The following is a 15,231-nucleotide window of genomic DNA, read 5'->3' as shown; positions in this document are numbered from 1 at the left end:
AGCCCGATCTCGTTATTAAATATGCACTACTAAATTATGAAAAAATATTCCACTAATAGATTTTCTGAATTCATGGAAGAAGGAATCGCGGCTCCCCTTAGCATCTCCAACGACATGTCTTTGCCCAATTCAATAGGTACAGGTGACGAAAATTATGGAACGTTCGAGCATGATGTGATCGAACCTCTTTTTCCACCCGAACTTACCATGACATCCAGCGCGATGAAAATCGCCATCAACCGTCTGGTCAAAAATAAAGCGCGCCCCGGCACGGACGATTTCAAATTTCTCGCGACAGAATTCGAGAACGTCACACTGACGCTCGGCGAAATCGCGTCCACTATTGCTCAGGGTTTTAGTTGGTGCGCACAACATCTCACACGCCGGAAGGCATCGAACTTCGTCTGCACCGATGTCCTCGGTGTCGATCTGGACGAGGGCTGGACATTCGAAGCGCTGTTGGCGCACGATCTCGTGGGAGAACACGGGCTCATGATCTACGAGACCTATAGTTCCACTCCCGAGCATCAGCGTCTGCGGCTCATGTTTCGCACGCCATACACCATCATCGACGCCGACGAAATGCGGAAAGTCGTTCGTGGCCTCGTCCGCACGTTCGGCGCGGATGAGTCATGCGTCGATCCGTGTCGCGTGTACTACGGCCATGAAGGATGCGAGCCCCATATCATCGACAAGACTTTGACCATCGGGCAAATCGAATACCTCAAGAAGCTCGGAGCTACCCAAGGCGGCGATGACGGGAAGGACGGCGGCAACCACAACGCAAACAACTACGTCCGTTCGTCCTTGCACGTCAACGATGACCATTTGCTGCAAACTCGTGGTGGGAAGCAAGCCCCCCTCTCAGCTCTCGCGACTGGAACTCCTGTGCACTGCCCGCACCACTCCGACCGCAATCCGAGCGCTTTCGTTACGATGTCAGCTCAGGGTATTCGGGGTATCCATTGCAGCACATGCCAGCAAACATTCTGGCCGGAAACCATGCGGCGCGGCGACCTGAAGGAGCATGACTTCGAGCAATTCAACCGGGCACTCATTGCAGGCGAACTGTCGGATGCAACACATAATGTCGTCGTCAAGGAACTGAATGCTCGGTACCTTTCGCCCACGCTGATTCCCTTCCGTCCCGGCGTGAACTTCATCAAAAGCCCGAAAGGCAGTGGGAAAACCAAACTCCTGCAGCCGTTCGTCCAGCATTGTATTGATACCGGCGAATCGGTTCTGCTTGTTTCTCACCGGATCGCGCTTGCGTCTGCCAGCGCAAACCGTCTCGGTATGTTCTGCTATCTGGACAAGTATGACCGGGAAATCGGAGGCGATCGGTACCTGGCCTATGCCGTTTGCCTCGACAGCTTGCGCAGGCGGCTGAAACCGGGCGTTCACTCGTTCGATCACGTCATCATTGACGAGTCGGAACAGCTTTTCTCGCACTTTTTGTCCTCGACGTTGGACGGCAAACGTGAGTCGGTATTTCACACGCTGAGCTTTTACGTACGTGAGGCAACGACCGTCATTGTGTGCGACGCTGATCTCGGCCGGCTGTCTTTCGAGGCGATTAAGTGCTGCCGGGACGGAGTAGGTATGAAAGGCCACCTGCGGAAAGAAGCCGAGCCCGAGATTCAGGACTAGCCACTTTTCATGCATGGGCGCGAACACGCGCCTAACACAATATACGGAAATACTTCATTTAATATGGACACCTACTTTTTTTACGTGAACGACTACACCGCATCAGGGCGTTCTATGGACCTCTATCAATCCAAGAATCACCTTACGAAGGATATGCTGGACACGATGCGCGTAGGCGGCAAGCATTACGTCACATGCAACTCAAAGTCGGATGCAGAAAACTTTGCGGAGATGATTCGCGTGGGCACCGGATTGCGTGTTATGTGCATCACATCGGCCAATTCACAAGACCCTGAAATCAAGCACTTCATCAACAATATCATCGATCACATCCGCGACTACGACGTCTTGGTGGCATCGCCTTCCCTCGGCACGGGTATCGACATCACATTTGATGATAAAGAGCAATGGATCGATTGCGTATGGGGTTTCTTCTCCGACAAAATCAACACGCATTTCGATATGGACCAGCAACTCTGCCGCGTGCGGCATCCAAAGCAGGTTAAAGCGTGGGTAGCCGAATCAAGCCTGCAATATGAAACTGAACCGTCCGCCATCAAGCGGGTAATCGTTGATCTCGATAAACTGCCAGCGGCCATCCGGGGATACGGTGCTCACGGGATGCCTGTTATCGATGACGATGATCCCCTTTTGCACGTCTACGCCCATGCGGTCTCGATGCAAAACGCATCGAAGAACGATCTGCGCGGCAATTTCATCAAGCTCAAAGAACGTAACGGCTGGGAGATCAAGCATGTTGCTCCACCGAAACCCGGTCGCGGCTCATCCGGTGAATCAGGTTCAAATGTCGGCATGCAAGCGGTGGAAGCGCGGAAGCGGCTCGAAGAAATGCATGCTGCGGAGGTCTGCAATGCAGAACCGCTCACCGAGGAGGAATATAAGGCACTGAACGACGCGATGATGTTGACTTCCGACGAACAACTGCGCCGCGACCGTTATGCAATCGAGAAATTTTATGGTCAGGACATCACGCCAGAACTCGTATTGATTGACAACCGCGGACGCTATCGCGCCCAGGTCACCGCCATGTGCGAATTGCTGGAACCCGAAACGGTCGCGCTCGTCCGGACGTACGGGAACACGAAGGTCCACGCACTTGATAAGGACATGGCGGCCAAGCGTCAATCGACCTTGAAGGAGGTACTGATGGCATCAGGCATCTACGACGGGAAACGGGTGTTCGATACCTCTCACCGGCTGCATAAGGACAACATGCGGAGCTTCGTTGATTGCTCCCTGAACTACAGGGCTCAAATCGCACACCTGTTCGACATGGCTTTGCGCAGGGACGTCGAGGACAAACCGCTTGCTCAGCTCAAAGACTTCCTCGATCTGGTCGGCCTCGACACCGTGACGGACGGCAAGAGCGATGCTGGCGGCAAGCGTACCAACTTCTACCGCCTCGACCCGACTCTCCTTGAACGGACGATGGGCTTCGCGAAGTATCGGCTCAAGACGCGGAATCGCCCACCTGTTCACTCATATATTGGAACGCCGTACGTACTTAACCCGGATGGAGAAAAGGTCTATCTGACCGAACCCGCTTTTGAGGAATGATGGGGTAAAAGTAGCGACTGGACTGCACGGGATCATTGTCCCGTGCAGTCCAAACAACGCCATCCGACGAGTGCGCATCTTTTCAACCTCAAAAACCAGATATACGGTCACTTGTCGGATTCGTAGTTTTTCGCCTCTATCCGCTCGAATCCTATGTAGTCATGCGTTTACTATAGCTTCACTTTTTTCTTGATTATATGATCAACAATCCTTAATATTCTTTCCTCAACGAGGAAACGAACACTCGAGAGCACTAACTCAATCTGTGCTCTACTCCATTCTACGTGCGGTCAGCGGTAGTGCGACTGACCTGGCAATCACGCCCGTTGTGATGCCAACTTGTTATTCAAGTGCGGTGGGGTCCCCTCGGTCAGATACGTCCTTTTAACGTAATGATCGACGGTGTCCGCCACATTCCTGTGTGATGCCGTTGAATTTTTTAGGAAATCCACGATGGCTAACAATACGCATACATCCAAGGAACGCGCTCCAATCAATCGTCGGCTCTTTGCCTGCATAGATCGAGAACTGTACGCACCGATCAACATGTCAGGCACAGCCTATTTCCCCGAAGAGATGCTTTTCTCGGATGTGATTGGGACCAAATACGAAATGGGCTACTTTTATAGTAAAGAAATCCCTCTTGTGTGCCCCATGCATCAGAATCAGCACATTCTCTGCCGGCCGTATATTGAATACGCATCCTCGCTCGGATTTTATTGCAAAGAATGCGACATCGACTACTGGTCGCTATCGGCTCAGGAAATCCCTTGCAGGGAATGTGGGGTCCCTGTCTACCACGGTTCACTTAGAAATTATGGAATCTGCTGCCAGTGCGACAACTCCGATGATGCCGCAGGCTTCGACTTCCATCAGACAGACGTTATTCTCTAACTTACCTTTCGTTATTCTGTTCCCCAATCGAAAACGGAATGTACCGCCATTCGTGCCGATTGGCTCGAAGCTCTCGGCACATCCCGGCCCCGCATATATTGAAGGGAAAAGGCGCATCGGTCGCTCCCCGAGCGCTGCCAACGCTTCAAACCTCTTGCTGAACGGCGCACCTATATTTGTCCTCCATTGGCCATTGGACATCAACCGTAAGATACCTCACCTGACCCGCACAATCTCCGCGCCACCGTAATATTTTGCGACTGGCATGGGCGAAAGCTGTTGTCATACTCCGAGTCAGCCCGGACGGTGTTGCTCATCAATTACATTCTGTAAGGAGCAACACCATGACGCTAATCCGTCGAAACAACAGCAAAAACTGGTATTACCAGTTCCAGATTCAGGGAAAGAAGTTCTTCGGTTCGACCGGCACGCCGAACAAGACGAAGGCCGCACAGGTGGAACGTGAATTCCGCAATCGCGCACACAGCGAACGATACCTCGGCGACTCGCCCGAAATCACAGTCAAGGATGCGCTGGAGCAATACGTTGAGTCCCGCAAGGGCACCGCCTACTACAGCGGCATGTGGTCGGGTATCCGTAAAGCGATGGGGTACAAACTTCATTCGAAGACGAAGGCGAAGCTTCCCTGCTATGGATTTTCGCCCGACACGCTGCTGCACGAACTGACAACACGCGATTTCGAAGTCCTCGTTGCGAAACGCAAGGCCGAAGGCGACAAACCTGCAACGATCAAACACGAGATTGGCCTGCTGCGTGCAACCATCAACGAAATGACGAAGCTCGGCTTCAAAGTGAATCGTGAAATCGTGTTTCCCGCGCTTAAGACTTCTTATAGGCTTCGATATCTGGATTCCATCGAAGAGTCGGCGTTATTGCTCGAACTCGAGCCGGAGCGGCTTAGAAACGGTTTAAAGCCGTTAGAGACGCGAACACCTGAGATGACGCGGAATGTGCAGGACAATTACGACATCACGGTTTTTCTGCTGGATACGGGGTGTCGCTACTCCGAGGTCGCAAACATTCCGTGGTCGGCGATCAGCCTTGATGCCTGCACAATCAACCTGTACCGGAGCAAGGTAAGAAATGAGGATGTGCTGTACATGACCTCCCGGCTCGAAGCGATCCTTCGTCGCCGGTGGGAAGAACGCAGACCGGGTCAGCGGTACGTGTTTGAAGATCGCACGGGCAACGAGCGCGGCTACAGCACGAAGTCGATCAAGAAGGCGATCGAACGTGCAGGGCTGAATGCCCCAGCAGCGGTCAAGGAGCGCGGCGGACGCGTTACGCTTCACACGTTCCGACATACGTTCGCGAGTAAGCTGGTTAAGGCCGGCGTCAGCCTGTATGAAGTGTCCGTGTTGCTAGGCCACAGCGATCCAAAAATGACGCAGCGTTACGCTCATTTGAGCCCGAACGACGCGAGTCGCAAGGCCGTAAAAGTCATCGACTCGCTGCTGCTGGATCCTGCATAAACTCGGGGACCTTGGCTGGTTCAACCGGCTGAGAAATAGGTCACTTTCCATGCCTTATTGAAGGCGTACAAACCCGGGATTCGCGACGCAGCGAATCTCGGGAGCACCCCTCAAGATCCCTGCGACTTCATTGATCGCCATCCAGCTGATCCATCCAGAAGAGGCGCTGCATCATGCCGTAGAGATGATGCTTTTGGGCCGGAACGACGTGCCAGAATTCAGGAGCTGAGAGGCGGTTGTTCTCGATGGTCGCGCGGATGGTAATTTCGATGCAGAACTTGCCGTCGTCGCGTTTGCCCATCCGGCCAAGCAATGCTGCTTTTCCGTCCTTCGACCGAGCTATCAGATAGCCGTTCTCTTCACCAACCGGCTCCCATTGCCGCGTGAGCGAATCGATGGACATCACGCCGATCCGTTCAGTGATCTTCGGATGTTCTTTGTCTCTGAAAACCTGTCCGAATTCCATCACAAGACTTCCGTGTTGCGAAATCAACAGTCGCTTGGGTCAATCGGGAAGCTTCGCCGTAACCACACCACCCAATACCAGTGCTACCAGCGCGGACGGGACAAACTCCCAGTCACCCCACCATGACAGATAGTCTAGCGCCATACCCAAGCCAAAGAAAATCGCTGCCGAGATTATTAGATATTTGAGAATGCCCTCCACTTCAATGCTACTGCTCGAAATTTCGGAGGCGTTCGGGACATGCTCTCTGCAATGAGGGCAGAAATCTGCCTCATCGTGCATTTTCTTATAGCAGTGTGGGCAATCAGTCAGCATGTGAACGTGGTCCTCGATTCAACTTTTTTTGGTCAGCTTCCCCGCGCGCAATTCGGACGCAAAGCATCACATGCAGCGAGAGAGTTCGTCAGTGCTCTGCCAGATATTCCCGGCCCTGTCGATCAGCCGCAGCTTCCCGCCTTCCAGCCGTAGGCTCAACGCCTCTTTTCCGCCAACGCCATCCCCGAGGCAATCAAAGGTCCCACCAATGTGGGTCGCATCGTTAGTCGATGTCTTGATCAACGTGCATTGCACTTCGCCGTAAGAAACGCTGGTCGTATCAATACGCACGACCGACATGGCGGCCTCCGTGTCTTGCGGGTTCCTTGCCTGCTTGCAGTTAGCTGCCCAGTTGCCCTGAAACGACGTAGGGATCGTCGTGGCTGCATTGGCCAAAGTGACGACGCAAAAACCCGCAACGACAACAGAAAATATGATTTGCTTCATTCGTGATGCCCCCATTGCCATTCCGCCACTCTGCACTCGCCTTTCAGCGCTTAATAGCTTCTCTGCGGTCCATTACCTGACGGTTTATCTCCGATGCACACAAGACGCAGACGCTCCCGGATGTCAGGCCTCTCCGGCACGGGCCGATCCATCATCATCGCCATCGTGTCGTTGTTGTCGGTTCCGATCAAGACGGCGTCGTAAGGTTTGTGATCATTCAAATACACCTCACCCACAAACTCGTCTGTGAAGGAAACGATCAACAACCCATTCGCAATCTTTACCCTGAATATTCCCCTCACGTTGAGGGGCTGTAGAAATCCAGTTCGTGGGTCTGGATGTGAACTCAACCTTGAGTAAGATCCATCGTCATTAAACTTATAATAGGCATGCTCATCGGTGACCTTCTCATTGATCACCTCCCTACACTTGAAACTTCTTGACCCGCCCATGTTCGGCCCGACCAGAAAATCGAGTGTCTGGTCAATTGGAGTCTTTGCCGAACTTACGCAGGCACTCGTCATTACGAGGATTCCCAAGCCGAGCTTATAGAACGCCATTACCGCTTTATTCATCACAACCCCGACAAGATGCGTTGGTCTGTTATTTTGAAATGCCGATCTCGGCTTCCATCTGTCGAATGCGTGCCTCGACCTTCGAATCGCTATCCGGCGTGATTTTGTAATTTTCCGGCCAACTCGTTGTTACGCTGCATAGCTGCACGCTTTTCTGCGGACGGTAGTTTTTTGGACTGTCTGCATTCTTGATATACCAGGCATCCTCCGAACACCGCAGCTCCATGCGATAAGAATCCGTGAACTCCTTGTTCTTCGCGAGGTAGTAAATTGCCTGATGCATTTCGAACGGAATGCTGCGTCGAACTTCATGAGCTTTCTGCGCATTCCCGTTCGATTCAATCGTGTTTGCTTTGGCGCTAAGACACAGCATCTTCAGTTGAAGAAACTGCTTGCAGCTCGGGCCTAGCTCGTCGGCTTGGCAGGAACCTGCCGTCAACGTAATTGCTGCAACCGTTGCGGTGGCGATTCGCCCTGCCCCCGTAAGACTGATACTCAGCTTGGTCATCTGTTTGGCCCCGATCGTTCTTCCGTCAACGGCATTAAGCCGGTGAATATTCGTGTTTTTGAGTTCGTTGCTGCTTTTGATTGCTCTGGTCCTCTTGATGGACCTAGCGCGGCACGCCGAGTCCGCCGAACCGTACCGCCGAGTGCAAGTATCTGGTGTCAAAGCGCGAAATGCATCCCATACGGAATATACATTCCATATAGGGTGTTCATCAAGTTTGGTATAGAGACCACCATTCTGTCCTATGCCAATTCGCTCAAATCAGCGCGCCAACGACACTCAGGACGCACAACTCGCGGTCCGTGTGGGCGAATCCATTGCCGAGCTACGACGCGCAAAGGGTTTGACTCAAGCGCAGCTCGCAGAAATGATCGACCTTGAACAGGAAGCAGTCAGCCGCTGGGAACGAGGAACCCGGGTCCCAACGCTACTCCGCCTCCAACAACTAAGCGACGCCTTGGAATGCTCGGTAGATCAACTACTGCAGCGTGGGTCGAAGCGGCCTGACGATCAACTGGCTAATGTGGCCAACGCCCTGACCGGATTGGATGCGGACGAACGCGCGCTCGTCGTAAATTTTGTGCAGCAGTTCACTGATATGCTCAGGTCGCGGCATTCGAGCAAGAGCCCTCGACGCAAATAGCACGCCTGGCTTGGCCCGATGCCATCCGTGTCGATCAATATTCGTCCGGAAACAGCAGTGTCGTCATGCCGCGATCTGCTTCGGTGATGATCCAAACGCGTTTGCCCGCAATGTCGTAGCTCGACAGGATGCGTGCACCATGCTCGACCGCAAGCCGGTTCGCCGCTGCATCCTCGGGCGGCACCATTCCCCAGTCTCCGCAGGCGTGACGCCTGAGATATGAAAAGGCCGCGATGCGGTGATGTTCAAGATGCGCGAAGACACCACGCGTCGCAACAACCTCGCCGATATGAAATAGTGGCTGCATCATTCTCCGGCCTCGCCATACGCGGCCCATGCCGACTCGATCAGCGCTGACGACGCCTCACCAGATTCATATCCCGGCACATCCTCAAGAAACATCAGCAGCCTGTCGTTAAACTGCTTATGGGGAAGTTTGCTTCCGAAAATGTCGCGAAGGGCAGCGGCCAGGTCGCGAATCTGGCTGGTAGTAAGCGGCGGGAAATCGCCGTGGCACTGGGTATTGTTCATGCAAAGACTATCCGGGCGATGCCGCGCTTTCGGCAACATAACGAAAGCTATGTTCGTCGGCGGCCCATTCGTCTGTGTTCGTCCCTTTTCTGACGCTTGTCCCCTCGCCTTGAGAGGGGCAGCGTCGTGATGTCCGACAAACATGGGGCTCTCGGAGTATCTAAAGTGCTAGTTTGGAGTTTTTTGCCTGCATTGCGTTTACTCGCCGATGCACCGTGAAGGGAAAAATGAAAAGAAGAACCGTTCTAAAAAGACAGTTGGAAAAAGTTTGGGCCGAGTGTGTTCAGTTCGACTATGCCAACGGCGTTGTCAACGGTGAGCGTGCCCTTCAGGCATGTTTGTACCATCGATTAACCGAACAGTTCAAAACCGACGGGATGGGCGACCGCCGCCGTATTTTTATTGAACCGACTATCTACGCAAAAGGCCGCACGTGGCGGCGCATGCCGGACATGGTGATTTGCGACACAAGAAACGTGATCGCAGTAGTTGAGTTGAAATTTCATCCTCGTGCGACGCTAAGCGGACAGCTTGGTGACGCATTGCGTGATGGAGCTGAAAAAGACTTAGATACGTTATTGGGCGTCGCTCAAGATTTGAATGAGGTTTCCGCTAATACCGACATTGCTTCTCACATCGAGGTTAGCAACGAACGATACCTCGGCGTTCACGGAGCAATCAGAACTTATGGGCTTGCCGACAACCTGTTGCTTGTCTGGGCTGGCATTTATAAAAAGTCTGGGGGCGAAAATGCGGCTTTGACCGAGCGCCTCGCGCGCGTCTTTGAGGATGCTGGTGTAACGATTCACGGTGGGCTCCTCGAATTGCACGCACAAACTATGGCCGAAGCACATCCTGTGCTTATTGACAGGTACTCCGGCTGGAAAACATTTGCTGTAGAAAATTGCGATTGCGACGACTCGCTCGCCTGAAGCGATCAGGCAAATCCTGCTCGGGGGCACGCGACCAAGGCGCGGGTCGGAGTCAATATATCTGCTGCTATATAAATCGATTCCGCTGAAGCTTTTATTCGCGATGTGCAAGACGTTCGATCACCCTGCGACCGAATAGTTGAGTGTTGACCTTTCTCCCCGTCGAACCCGTGAGAGCCAAGCCCAATCCGTACGTCGCGTTAACCTGTCGAAGCACTGGATAGGCACGCACCTCTTCGTCCGCGTCGTCGAACACCTGAACAACGCCATCCGCCGTTCGCGTAATCGTGTAAACGCGTTCGTCGAGAGTTACATTCGCCTGTCCCACGATTGAACCGGGTTCTGCCCTCTCCATTCGCTTCTGTCGCGACATTTCCACGTTGCGTTCGAGGAACATGGCAAACGCCTTCAGCGTGTGCCTCATGTAGTCCGTGATTGGCTCGATCTGAGCAAGGGCCTCGATGACAAGTACTCTTCGAAGCAAGGAAACGATCGTATCTTGCGTCTCGTGTGAGTCGTGCCAGCGCAGCCATGCCTTGCGATGAGGCGATGACTGATCTATCGAAAGACTGGCAAATTGCTGCTGCAGGCGCCTGTCGTCCCCCGGGGGTGTTAAAAAAACCATCGTGATCGGCGCAGGCTCCTCTTCTGACATTGCTTGAGAGATGCATTCAAACTGCCGAACAAGCTGGTCGACTTGAGCGGACGAGGCCTTTATCTTGTTTTCTACGACAATGTGATGCAGCTTGCGTTGCTGCTCGCCAGTTCGATTGAAGATCTCAATCTCCAAATCGATCCGCTGACCTTGCTCGCCCGGATAAATCACCTCCAAGGCGATGCGCGCTTCGAGGACTCCGCTACGCAGCGCGTCGTCAAAGCGGCTCGCTTCTCCACTCGCAGAAGCTACAGCCTTGAGAAACTGACGCAGCACTAGGTCCGAGAATCCGTGGGCCTCATGTGGACTTAGCAGAAAGCGAAGAAACGCACTGAGATTCGTCTCGGTCAAGCGACCGTAGCCTTGCGATAACGACTGGAAGATGTTCATGCACTTATGCTCACCGATTCACATTGAGCCACGAGTATAGATGCGTTTACGGCACCAGATTCATATCCCGGCACATCCTCAAGAAAGACCAGCATCTTGTCGGCAAACTATGCCCGAGAAAGGTTGCGTCCGAAAACGTCGCGAAGGGCAGCGGCCAGATCGCGAATCTGATCGGCGGTTAAGGGCGGGAGATCGCCCTGAGAATTGATGTCGTTCATGCGATGACTATCCCGTCAACCGCATGATCGGCACAACATGACGAACGCTATGCGCTTCGGCGAGTCAATCGTCCAAGTCCGCCCCGTTGCTGTCGGTCGACAGACCACGTTTCGACGCCTGAAAACGGACGTACAGCCTCTCGCATCCAGAAGAGTCAGAAGTTATCCCGCGTGCAATGAAATGTTCATTGAGAACCCGCCGGGGCTGACGCCAGTAGGCTTGAACTTGAGCGGTGCGCGTCGACAGCTGCGCCGACCTTTGAAAGAGCATCGGCATCATCTCTGTACGACAGCACTTTAGCGATCGTTGGCAAGCCCAGAGCCATAAGTGAAACGTAGCCCTCTCCGAGTTGAAGGCTATGGAGGTCGTGATCCGGAGTTCGATACTCGACGGGCGGGGCCTTGTGCCTCTCGTCCAGCTTAAAGGCGACGATGATTGGAGTGTTGCGAGCACAAGCAATTTGCAGTTCGATGCCGAGTCCTGTGGACGGAAAGCTTGCTTCGGCAACAACTAAGTCCGCCCACTCGACCATTTCCTTATCCCACGCGTAGCAGAGTCGGGCTCGATCAACGAACGGTTTCTGCCCAAGTTGCGGATCACTGTCGTGAAGGGCGTACTTGACCTCGATATCATGCATGTCAGTCAAGCGCACCGCCAGGCTCTGCAAAAGGTTCACGTAGGCAGGAAACTCGGAGCGAGGTACGTGCGTCAGCCCGCATGCCAGATAGATTTTCATTTTGATAGGTGCACTTTAGTTTGAGGGGCGCACATTGGGAAACATGAACTGTTGACCAGTCAGTTCCGCTACCAGTTCGTCAAGAAACTGAGCTGGCGACATCCGGACAAACTCCGTCAACAGCCAGTTCTTTTGGCCATTTAGAAAAGAGGCCAGTTCGATTGGCCGATAGCGGCAAATCTCGCTGAGCCTGTGCATCGCGAGTAGCGTCAGTGTGAGTGGCGAACGTTTCAGTCTAGACGGGCCATGGATGACACATTTCGCATACCAAAGCGTCTGGGCGCCGGCAAGGTAATTGATGTCGGGCCGAAGTCCGCGCAACAGTCCTGCGACGGCGGTTTTATCCGCTGCCGAGCTGGCATCTCTCCCAGTAACTATCGCCGTCGCAACAGACCTGATCGTTCTTGCATCGTTCACTGTTGGATCGGCAATGAGCGAGGGCGGAAGGCGACGCATGTGGGCCGCCCCGGTGAAGTCCTTCGACAGGAGTGCCGAGAAGTAGGCAGCGCCAGTTGACGCATCAAACTTAATCTCACAGTCCGTCAGCGGAACGAACAGATCGCGCTGGTTCGCATAGCTCAGGCAGAAGGTTCGATGGATGCACGGCAAGTTAAAAAAGATCTCCTCCAAACTGTGGTGCTGCGATGCTTCCAATTCACCTAGGTACTGCGACAGTGCAGGCGCAATACCCCTTTGCATGATTCTTACTCCTTCGTTTGACAGAGCGATCTTGCTGGACGGTCCTCTCATGTTGTGCGCGCGAACACCATGGTGCTCATCGAAAACGACGCCTTTGGCAGAAAGCAATGCCTTCGTGGCGTTCATAAACGTGTAGTAGAGCAACAGCGGGGCAGACTCGACTGGCATTCCCTGTGATGCCGTAAAGAATGAATGCGCTTGCTCCCAATAGAACAACGCATTGGGCTTTTTGGCACGACGGAGCCAAAGGGATACGTACTCCCAGTGACTGTTGGTCAGGACCGTGCGGGCACCCAGATTCGGACTAACTGTGGCCTTGTGGGGCTTCACGTCTCGGTCGTTTATTCGCAATGTGGGCATCTATACCTTTGCGTCAATGTGAGTTGACGACTCTTTCTTTGCTCAAGGCCGGGTAGGCGAAGGCAGGTCGGATAACCTCGGCAATCAGGGGCTCCATATCGGGGCAGAGCCTACTCGAAAGCAGTCAATCGTGGACGACGGCTTCTGGCCGACTGCTGCCGACCCGGAGCCGGCTCTGCGCGCGGCGGAACCTTGATGGCCCTTTGTAAAGCGAAGCGGACGTTTGTCGCCGCCCGGACAGATGTCTTTGCTTGTCACGGCTTGCTGCCGATCACCATTCGAATCGGTGCGACGTTGTTAGCGTCCCACGGGGGACCATTTACGTTGTCGGGCAACTCGCCGGTCACAAACTGGTCAAGCCGACCGACGCCAATCCCCTCCCTGGCCAGCGAACCCACCAATTCGTTGGCGGCATTTTCAGCGCTTTGATCACTCCCACTACTCGTGCTCAACCCTACACCGCGATACCATCTCCCAGGAGAAATGGTGTTCCAGACACGTACCTTCCAACCCGCTGCGTTCAGGGTTGTCGCAATCATGCCGGCAAACGGAAGCGCGTCCTCGCTTCCGCCGCCGTAAATTAGAATGTCTAGCGATGTGCCTGCGAATTTGCTTAGTTGGTTTTGAAGGTTGGTCTCTTGAGCACCCGTTAACGATCGCGGTGCCAATCGCTCTTCTATCTTGACACGTGCGAGCCTTTCTTCTTCTGCTCGTTGGTTTGCCTGTGCAGCCTGCGCGACAGCTTGCGCTGTTTTTGCTTCATTGCTGGTTATTCGTTCGTCGGAGTATCTGTCTCGAATGCCGCCACTCCAAAACGCTCCGGCCGTACCGACCAGCACGAGTGCGGCGCCAATCGTAAGCGCTATGTTCGACAGACCAAAGACGCTGTCTGCCATTTCTTGGGACAAGTCAAACATCCGTGCTCTCACTTACTTGAAAAAACCGGCGGTATTGGTACGGAACGCCGCAATCGATAGCGCCCCCAAAAAAGAAGTATCGGCACCAATTCGATTAACTTGAGGCCTATAACGACAGCTATTCAGTCAGCAACGATTGATCAATTTCAGGCCAGTGAAAAAGATTCCGGCAAGAAGAGTGTTACTCGGCTCGAAGCTGTGGGACGTCGATGACATAAGATGCGCGCGCATTTGCCGAACGTCCGGCACGTGCAAGGAGTCCGCGTATGTCAGTCCATAGGAAAGGGGGCGAGCTGCCTTTCATGGCCGACGAGCGCCCGCTCGCCAGTCAGTGACTATTCACACTTCCGTCTGCACGGCCACCCACTCCTTACGATTGGCTATAGATTGCCTCAAGCAGTCGCTCGAACGGCTGCAACTGGCCGATCCGAGACTTTCGTGACCAGCCGTACTGGCGATGCCAGCAAGAATTTCCGAAGTGCATACACTTTTCACCCCACTTCACACGATTCGAACTCCCCAAAGCGCCGAAACCGCTGTAAAATTGCGGGCTCTGCGGGCGTCGTATAATGGTAATACCCTAGCTTCCCAAGCTAGAGCCGTGGGTTCGATTCCCATCGCCCGCTCCAGATCCCTTCAGCCAGCCTGGCGATTAACCAGGGATTAATCAGGCGGCTTTGCGAAGGAATCTGAGTCTGCCGTATTGCCCACCTGCTACCTACTCCCGCTCTGTCATTCAGGAAGTCGCATATCGCTGCAATGAACCCGCACGGCATTCAGCACCAGTGATTCGCCTCCCACACCAGCCGCGCCGATGCCGCAGTGTGATACCGGCCGAGAATATAGCGAATCCCACCCTGACATTCCTCGACTGCGTTGCCGAATGATTTTTCGCCATTCGGATTCAATTCACATTGCGACGGCAGCAATTGATACATGCCGCGCGTGGCCAACTTGCCGTTGCGCATGCCTACCGTGCCACCGGACTCCTGCGCCATGATCCACAGTAAATCGTTGAATTGCGTGAGCGGCACGCCTTCAATGGCCATGGCTTTGCGAAGCGCATTCCGGGAAGTCGTTGGAACGGCGGTTGGATCGACCGCCGCCCAACCGGTTTTAGCAGGTTTCGTCTGACGATGGTTGTGTGCGTATTTACCCATAATGAATTTTCGTTTTGATAACCGTTACAAAGGGATGGCTTACAACTCGATTAAAACATACGA

At 53.8% G+C, this 15,231-nt stretch carries 18 protein-coding genes and 1 tRNA gene; 7 read left to right on the top strand and 12 right to left on the bottom strand.

The genetic code is table 11. The features are described from left to right. The first annotated feature begins 72 nt into the window (after positions 1–72). The 4 genes from GH665_RS03555 (at position 73) to GH665_RS03540 (ending at position 5,615) form a co-directional block, all read left to right on the top strand. Positions 73–1,650: a signal recognition particle gene (locus GH665_RS03555; protein ID WP_246216131.1), complete on the top strand. Its 1,578-nt coding sequence runs from the start codon at positions 73–75 to the stop codon at positions 1,648–1,650. Between the two features lie 63 nt (positions 1,651–1,713). Next, complete coding sequence (locus GH665_RS03550; RefSeq protein ID WP_153134690.1) at positions 1,714–3,228, top strand: plasmid replication protein, CyRepA1 family; 1,515 nt, start codon at positions 1,714–1,716, stop codon at positions 3,226–3,228. Between the two features lie 453 nt (positions 3,229–3,681). Then, positions 3,682–4,122, top strand: a complete 441-nt coding sequence (locus GH665_RS03545; protein WP_153134689.1) for a hypothetical protein — start codon at positions 3,682–3,684, stop codon at positions 4,120–4,122. Positions 4,123–4,466: 344 nt separating this feature from the next. Further along, positions 4,467–5,615: a tyrosine-type recombinase/integrase gene (locus GH665_RS03540; protein ID WP_153134688.1), complete on the top strand. Its 1,149-nt coding sequence runs from the start codon at positions 4,467–4,469 to the stop codon at positions 5,613–5,615. Positions 5,616–5,742: 127 nt separating this feature from the next. Here the strand turns inward: GH665_RS03540 and GH665_RS03535 are convergent, their stop codons facing one another. From GH665_RS03535 to GH665_RS03520, 5 genes are all read right to left on the bottom strand, one after another. Continuing rightward, the gene (locus GH665_RS03535; RefSeq protein WP_153134687.1) at positions 5,743–6,081 is read right to left on the bottom strand and encodes a hypothetical protein; all 339 of its coding nucleotides are present in this window, start codon (positions 6,079–6,081) and stop codon (positions 5,743–5,745) included. A 39-nt stretch (positions 6,082–6,120) separates the two neighbouring features. Next, complete coding sequence (locus GH665_RS38630) at positions 6,121–6,396, bottom strand: zinc ribbon domain-containing protein (protein WP_167530898.1); 276 nt, start codon at positions 6,394–6,396, stop codon at positions 6,121–6,123. A gap of 66 nt (positions 6,397–6,462) precedes the next feature. Beyond that, positions 6,463–6,843, bottom strand: a complete 381-nt coding sequence (locus GH665_RS03530) for a hypothetical protein (protein WP_153134686.1) — start codon at positions 6,841–6,843, stop codon at positions 6,463–6,465. A gap of 50 nt (positions 6,844–6,893) precedes the next feature. Continuing rightward, the gene (locus GH665_RS03525; protein WP_153134685.1) at positions 6,894–7,418 is read right to left on the bottom strand and encodes a hypothetical protein; all 525 of its coding nucleotides are present in this window, start codon (positions 7,416–7,418) and stop codon (positions 6,894–6,896) included. A 28-nt stretch (positions 7,419–7,446) separates the two neighbouring features. Then, a complete protein-coding gene (locus tag GH665_RS03520) occupies positions 7,447–7,926 on the bottom strand; it encodes a hypothetical protein (protein WP_153134684.1) in 480 nt (159 codons plus the stop codon). 244 nt (positions 7,927–8,170) lie between these two features. On the opposite strand from GH665_RS03520, the gene GH665_RS03515 reads away from it, so the two are divergent. Further along, complete coding sequence (locus tag GH665_RS03515) at positions 8,171–8,569, top strand: helix-turn-helix domain-containing protein (RefSeq protein WP_153134683.1); 399 nt, start codon at positions 8,171–8,173, stop codon at positions 8,567–8,569. Positions 8,570–8,603: 34 nt separating this feature from the next. Here GH665_RS03515 and GH665_RS03510 read toward each other — a convergent pair whose 3' ends face one another. Both GH665_RS03510 and GH665_RS03505 read right to left on the bottom strand, forming a co-directional pair. Continuing rightward, on the bottom strand, positions 8,604–8,876 hold the full coding sequence (locus GH665_RS03510; RefSeq protein ID WP_343038666.1) for a hypothetical protein: 273 nt from the start codon (positions 8,874–8,876) through the stop codon (positions 8,604–8,606). Continuing rightward, positions 8,876–9,100 (bottom strand): hypothetical protein, encoded by a 225-nt coding sequence (locus GH665_RS03505; protein WP_153134681.1) that lies wholly within the window; start codon positions 9,098–9,100, stop codon positions 8,876–8,878. Before GH665_RS03505 ends, GH665_RS03510 begins: the two co-directional genes overlap by 1 nt. A 227-nt stretch (positions 9,101–9,327) precedes the next feature. Between GH665_RS03505 and GH665_RS03500 the strand changes: the two genes are divergently transcribed. Continuing rightward, positions 9,328–10,032, top strand: coding sequence for a hypothetical protein (locus GH665_RS03500; RefSeq protein WP_153134680.1), 705 nt, complete (start codon positions 9,328–9,330; stop codon positions 10,030–10,032). A gap of 94 nt (positions 10,033–10,126) precedes the next feature. On the opposite strand, the gene GH665_RS03495 is transcribed toward GH665_RS03500, so the two are convergent. From GH665_RS03495 to GH665_RS03480, 4 genes are all read right to left on the bottom strand, one after another. Further along, positions 10,127–11,077: a PD-(D/E)XK nuclease family protein gene (locus tag GH665_RS03495; RefSeq protein WP_153134679.1), complete on the bottom strand. Its 951-nt coding sequence runs from the start codon at positions 11,075–11,077 to the stop codon at positions 10,127–10,129. A 403-nt stretch (positions 11,078–11,480) separates the two neighbouring features. Continuing rightward, positions 11,481–12,032, bottom strand: a complete 552-nt coding sequence (locus GH665_RS03490) for a TIR domain-containing protein (protein WP_153134678.1) — start codon at positions 12,030–12,032, stop codon at positions 11,481–11,483. Positions 12,033–12,047: 15 nt separating this feature from the next. Beyond that, positions 12,048–13,061 (bottom strand): YaaC family protein, encoded by a 1,014-nt coding sequence (locus tag GH665_RS03485; RefSeq protein WP_217361857.1) that lies wholly within the window; start codon positions 13,059–13,061, stop codon positions 12,048–12,050. A 284-nt stretch (positions 13,062–13,345) separates the two neighbouring features. Continuing rightward, positions 13,346–14,008: a hypothetical protein gene (locus tag GH665_RS03480; RefSeq protein WP_167530897.1), complete on the bottom strand. Its 663-nt coding sequence runs from the start codon at positions 14,006–14,008 to the stop codon at positions 13,346–13,348. Positions 14,009–14,563: 555 nt separating this feature from the next. Here GH665_RS03480 and GH665_RS03475 point away from each other — a divergent pair. After that, positions 14,564–14,637 (top strand) — tRNA-Gly (locus GH665_RS03475). 147 nt (positions 14,638–14,784) lie between these two features. On the opposite strand, the gene GH665_RS03470 is transcribed toward GH665_RS03475, so the two are convergent. Continuing rightward, the gene (locus GH665_RS03470; protein ID WP_246216130.1) at positions 14,785–15,057 is read right to left on the bottom strand and encodes an aggregation-promoting factor C-terminal-like domain-containing protein; all 273 of its coding nucleotides are present in this window, start codon (positions 15,055–15,057) and stop codon (positions 14,785–14,787) included. Between the last annotated feature and the right edge of the window lie 174 nt (positions 15,058–15,231).

Source organism: Paraburkholderia agricolaris, from assembly GCF_009455635.1.
Lineage (GTDB): Bacteria > Pseudomonadota > Gammaproteobacteria > Burkholderiales > Burkholderiaceae > Paraburkholderia > Paraburkholderia agricolaris.
This window is presented reverse-complemented; position numbering and strand designations above follow the sequence as displayed.

Excerpts from the sequence above, each read along its gene's own strand:
- GH665_RS03555 (WP_246216131.1), top strand. The coding sequence starts at position 73 with ATGGAAGAAGGAATCGCGGCTCCCCTTAGCATCTCCAACGACATGTCT.
- GH665_RS03550 (WP_153134690.1), top strand. The coding sequence starts at position 1,714 with ATGGACACCTACTTTTTTTACGTGAACGACTACACCGCATCAGGGCGT.
- GH665_RS03545 (WP_153134689.1), top strand. The coding sequence starts at position 3,682 with ATGGCTAACAATACGCATACATCCAAGGAACGCGCTCCAATCAATCGT.
- GH665_RS03540 (WP_153134688.1), top strand. The coding sequence starts at position 4,467 with ATGACGCTAATCCGTCGAAACAACAGCAAAAACTGGTATTACCAGTTC.
- GH665_RS03535 (WP_153134687.1), bottom strand. The coding sequence starts at position 6,081 with ATGGAATTCGGACAGGTTTTCAGAGACAAAGAACATCCGAAGATCACT.
- GH665_RS38630 (WP_167530898.1), bottom strand. The coding sequence starts at position 6,396 with ATGCTGACTGATTGCCCACACTGCTATAAGAAAATGCACGATGAGGCA.
- GH665_RS03530 (WP_153134686.1), bottom strand. The coding sequence starts at position 6,843 with ATGAAGCAAATCATATTTTCTGTTGTCGTTGCGGGTTTTTGCGTCGTC.
- GH665_RS03525 (WP_153134685.1), bottom strand. The coding sequence starts at position 7,418 with ATGAATAAAGCGGTAATGGCGTTCTATAAGCTCGGCTTGGGAATCCTC.
- GH665_RS03520 (WP_153134684.1), bottom strand. The coding sequence starts at position 7,926 with ATGACCAAGCTGAGTATCAGTCTTACGGGGGCAGGGCGAATCGCCACC.
- GH665_RS03515 (WP_153134683.1), top strand. The coding sequence starts at position 8,171 with ATGCCAATTCGCTCAAATCAGCGCGCCAACGACACTCAGGACGCACAA.
- GH665_RS03510 (WP_343038666.1), bottom strand. The coding sequence starts at position 8,876 with ATGCAGCCACTATTTCATATCGGCGAGGTTGTTGCGACGCGTGGTGTC.
- GH665_RS03505 (WP_153134681.1), bottom strand. The coding sequence starts at position 9,100 with ATGAACAATACCCAGTGCCACGGCGATTTCCCGCCGCTTACTACCAGC.
- GH665_RS03500 (WP_153134680.1), top strand. The coding sequence starts at position 9,328 with ATGAAAAGAAGAACCGTTCTAAAAAGACAGTTGGAAAAAGTTTGGGCC.
- GH665_RS03495 (WP_153134679.1), bottom strand. The coding sequence starts at position 11,077 with ATGAACATCTTCCAGTCGTTATCGCAAGGCTACGGTCGCTTGACCGAG.
- GH665_RS03490 (WP_153134678.1), bottom strand. The coding sequence starts at position 12,032 with ATGAAAATCTATCTGGCATGCGGGCTGACGCACGTACCTCGCTCCGAG.
- GH665_RS03480 (WP_167530897.1), bottom strand. The coding sequence starts at position 14,008 with ATGTTTGACTTGTCCCAAGAAATGGCAGACAGCGTCTTTGGTCTGTCG.
- GH665_RS03470 (WP_246216130.1), bottom strand. The coding sequence starts at position 15,057 with ATGGCCATTGAAGGCGTGCCGCTCACGCAATTCAACGATTTACTGTGG.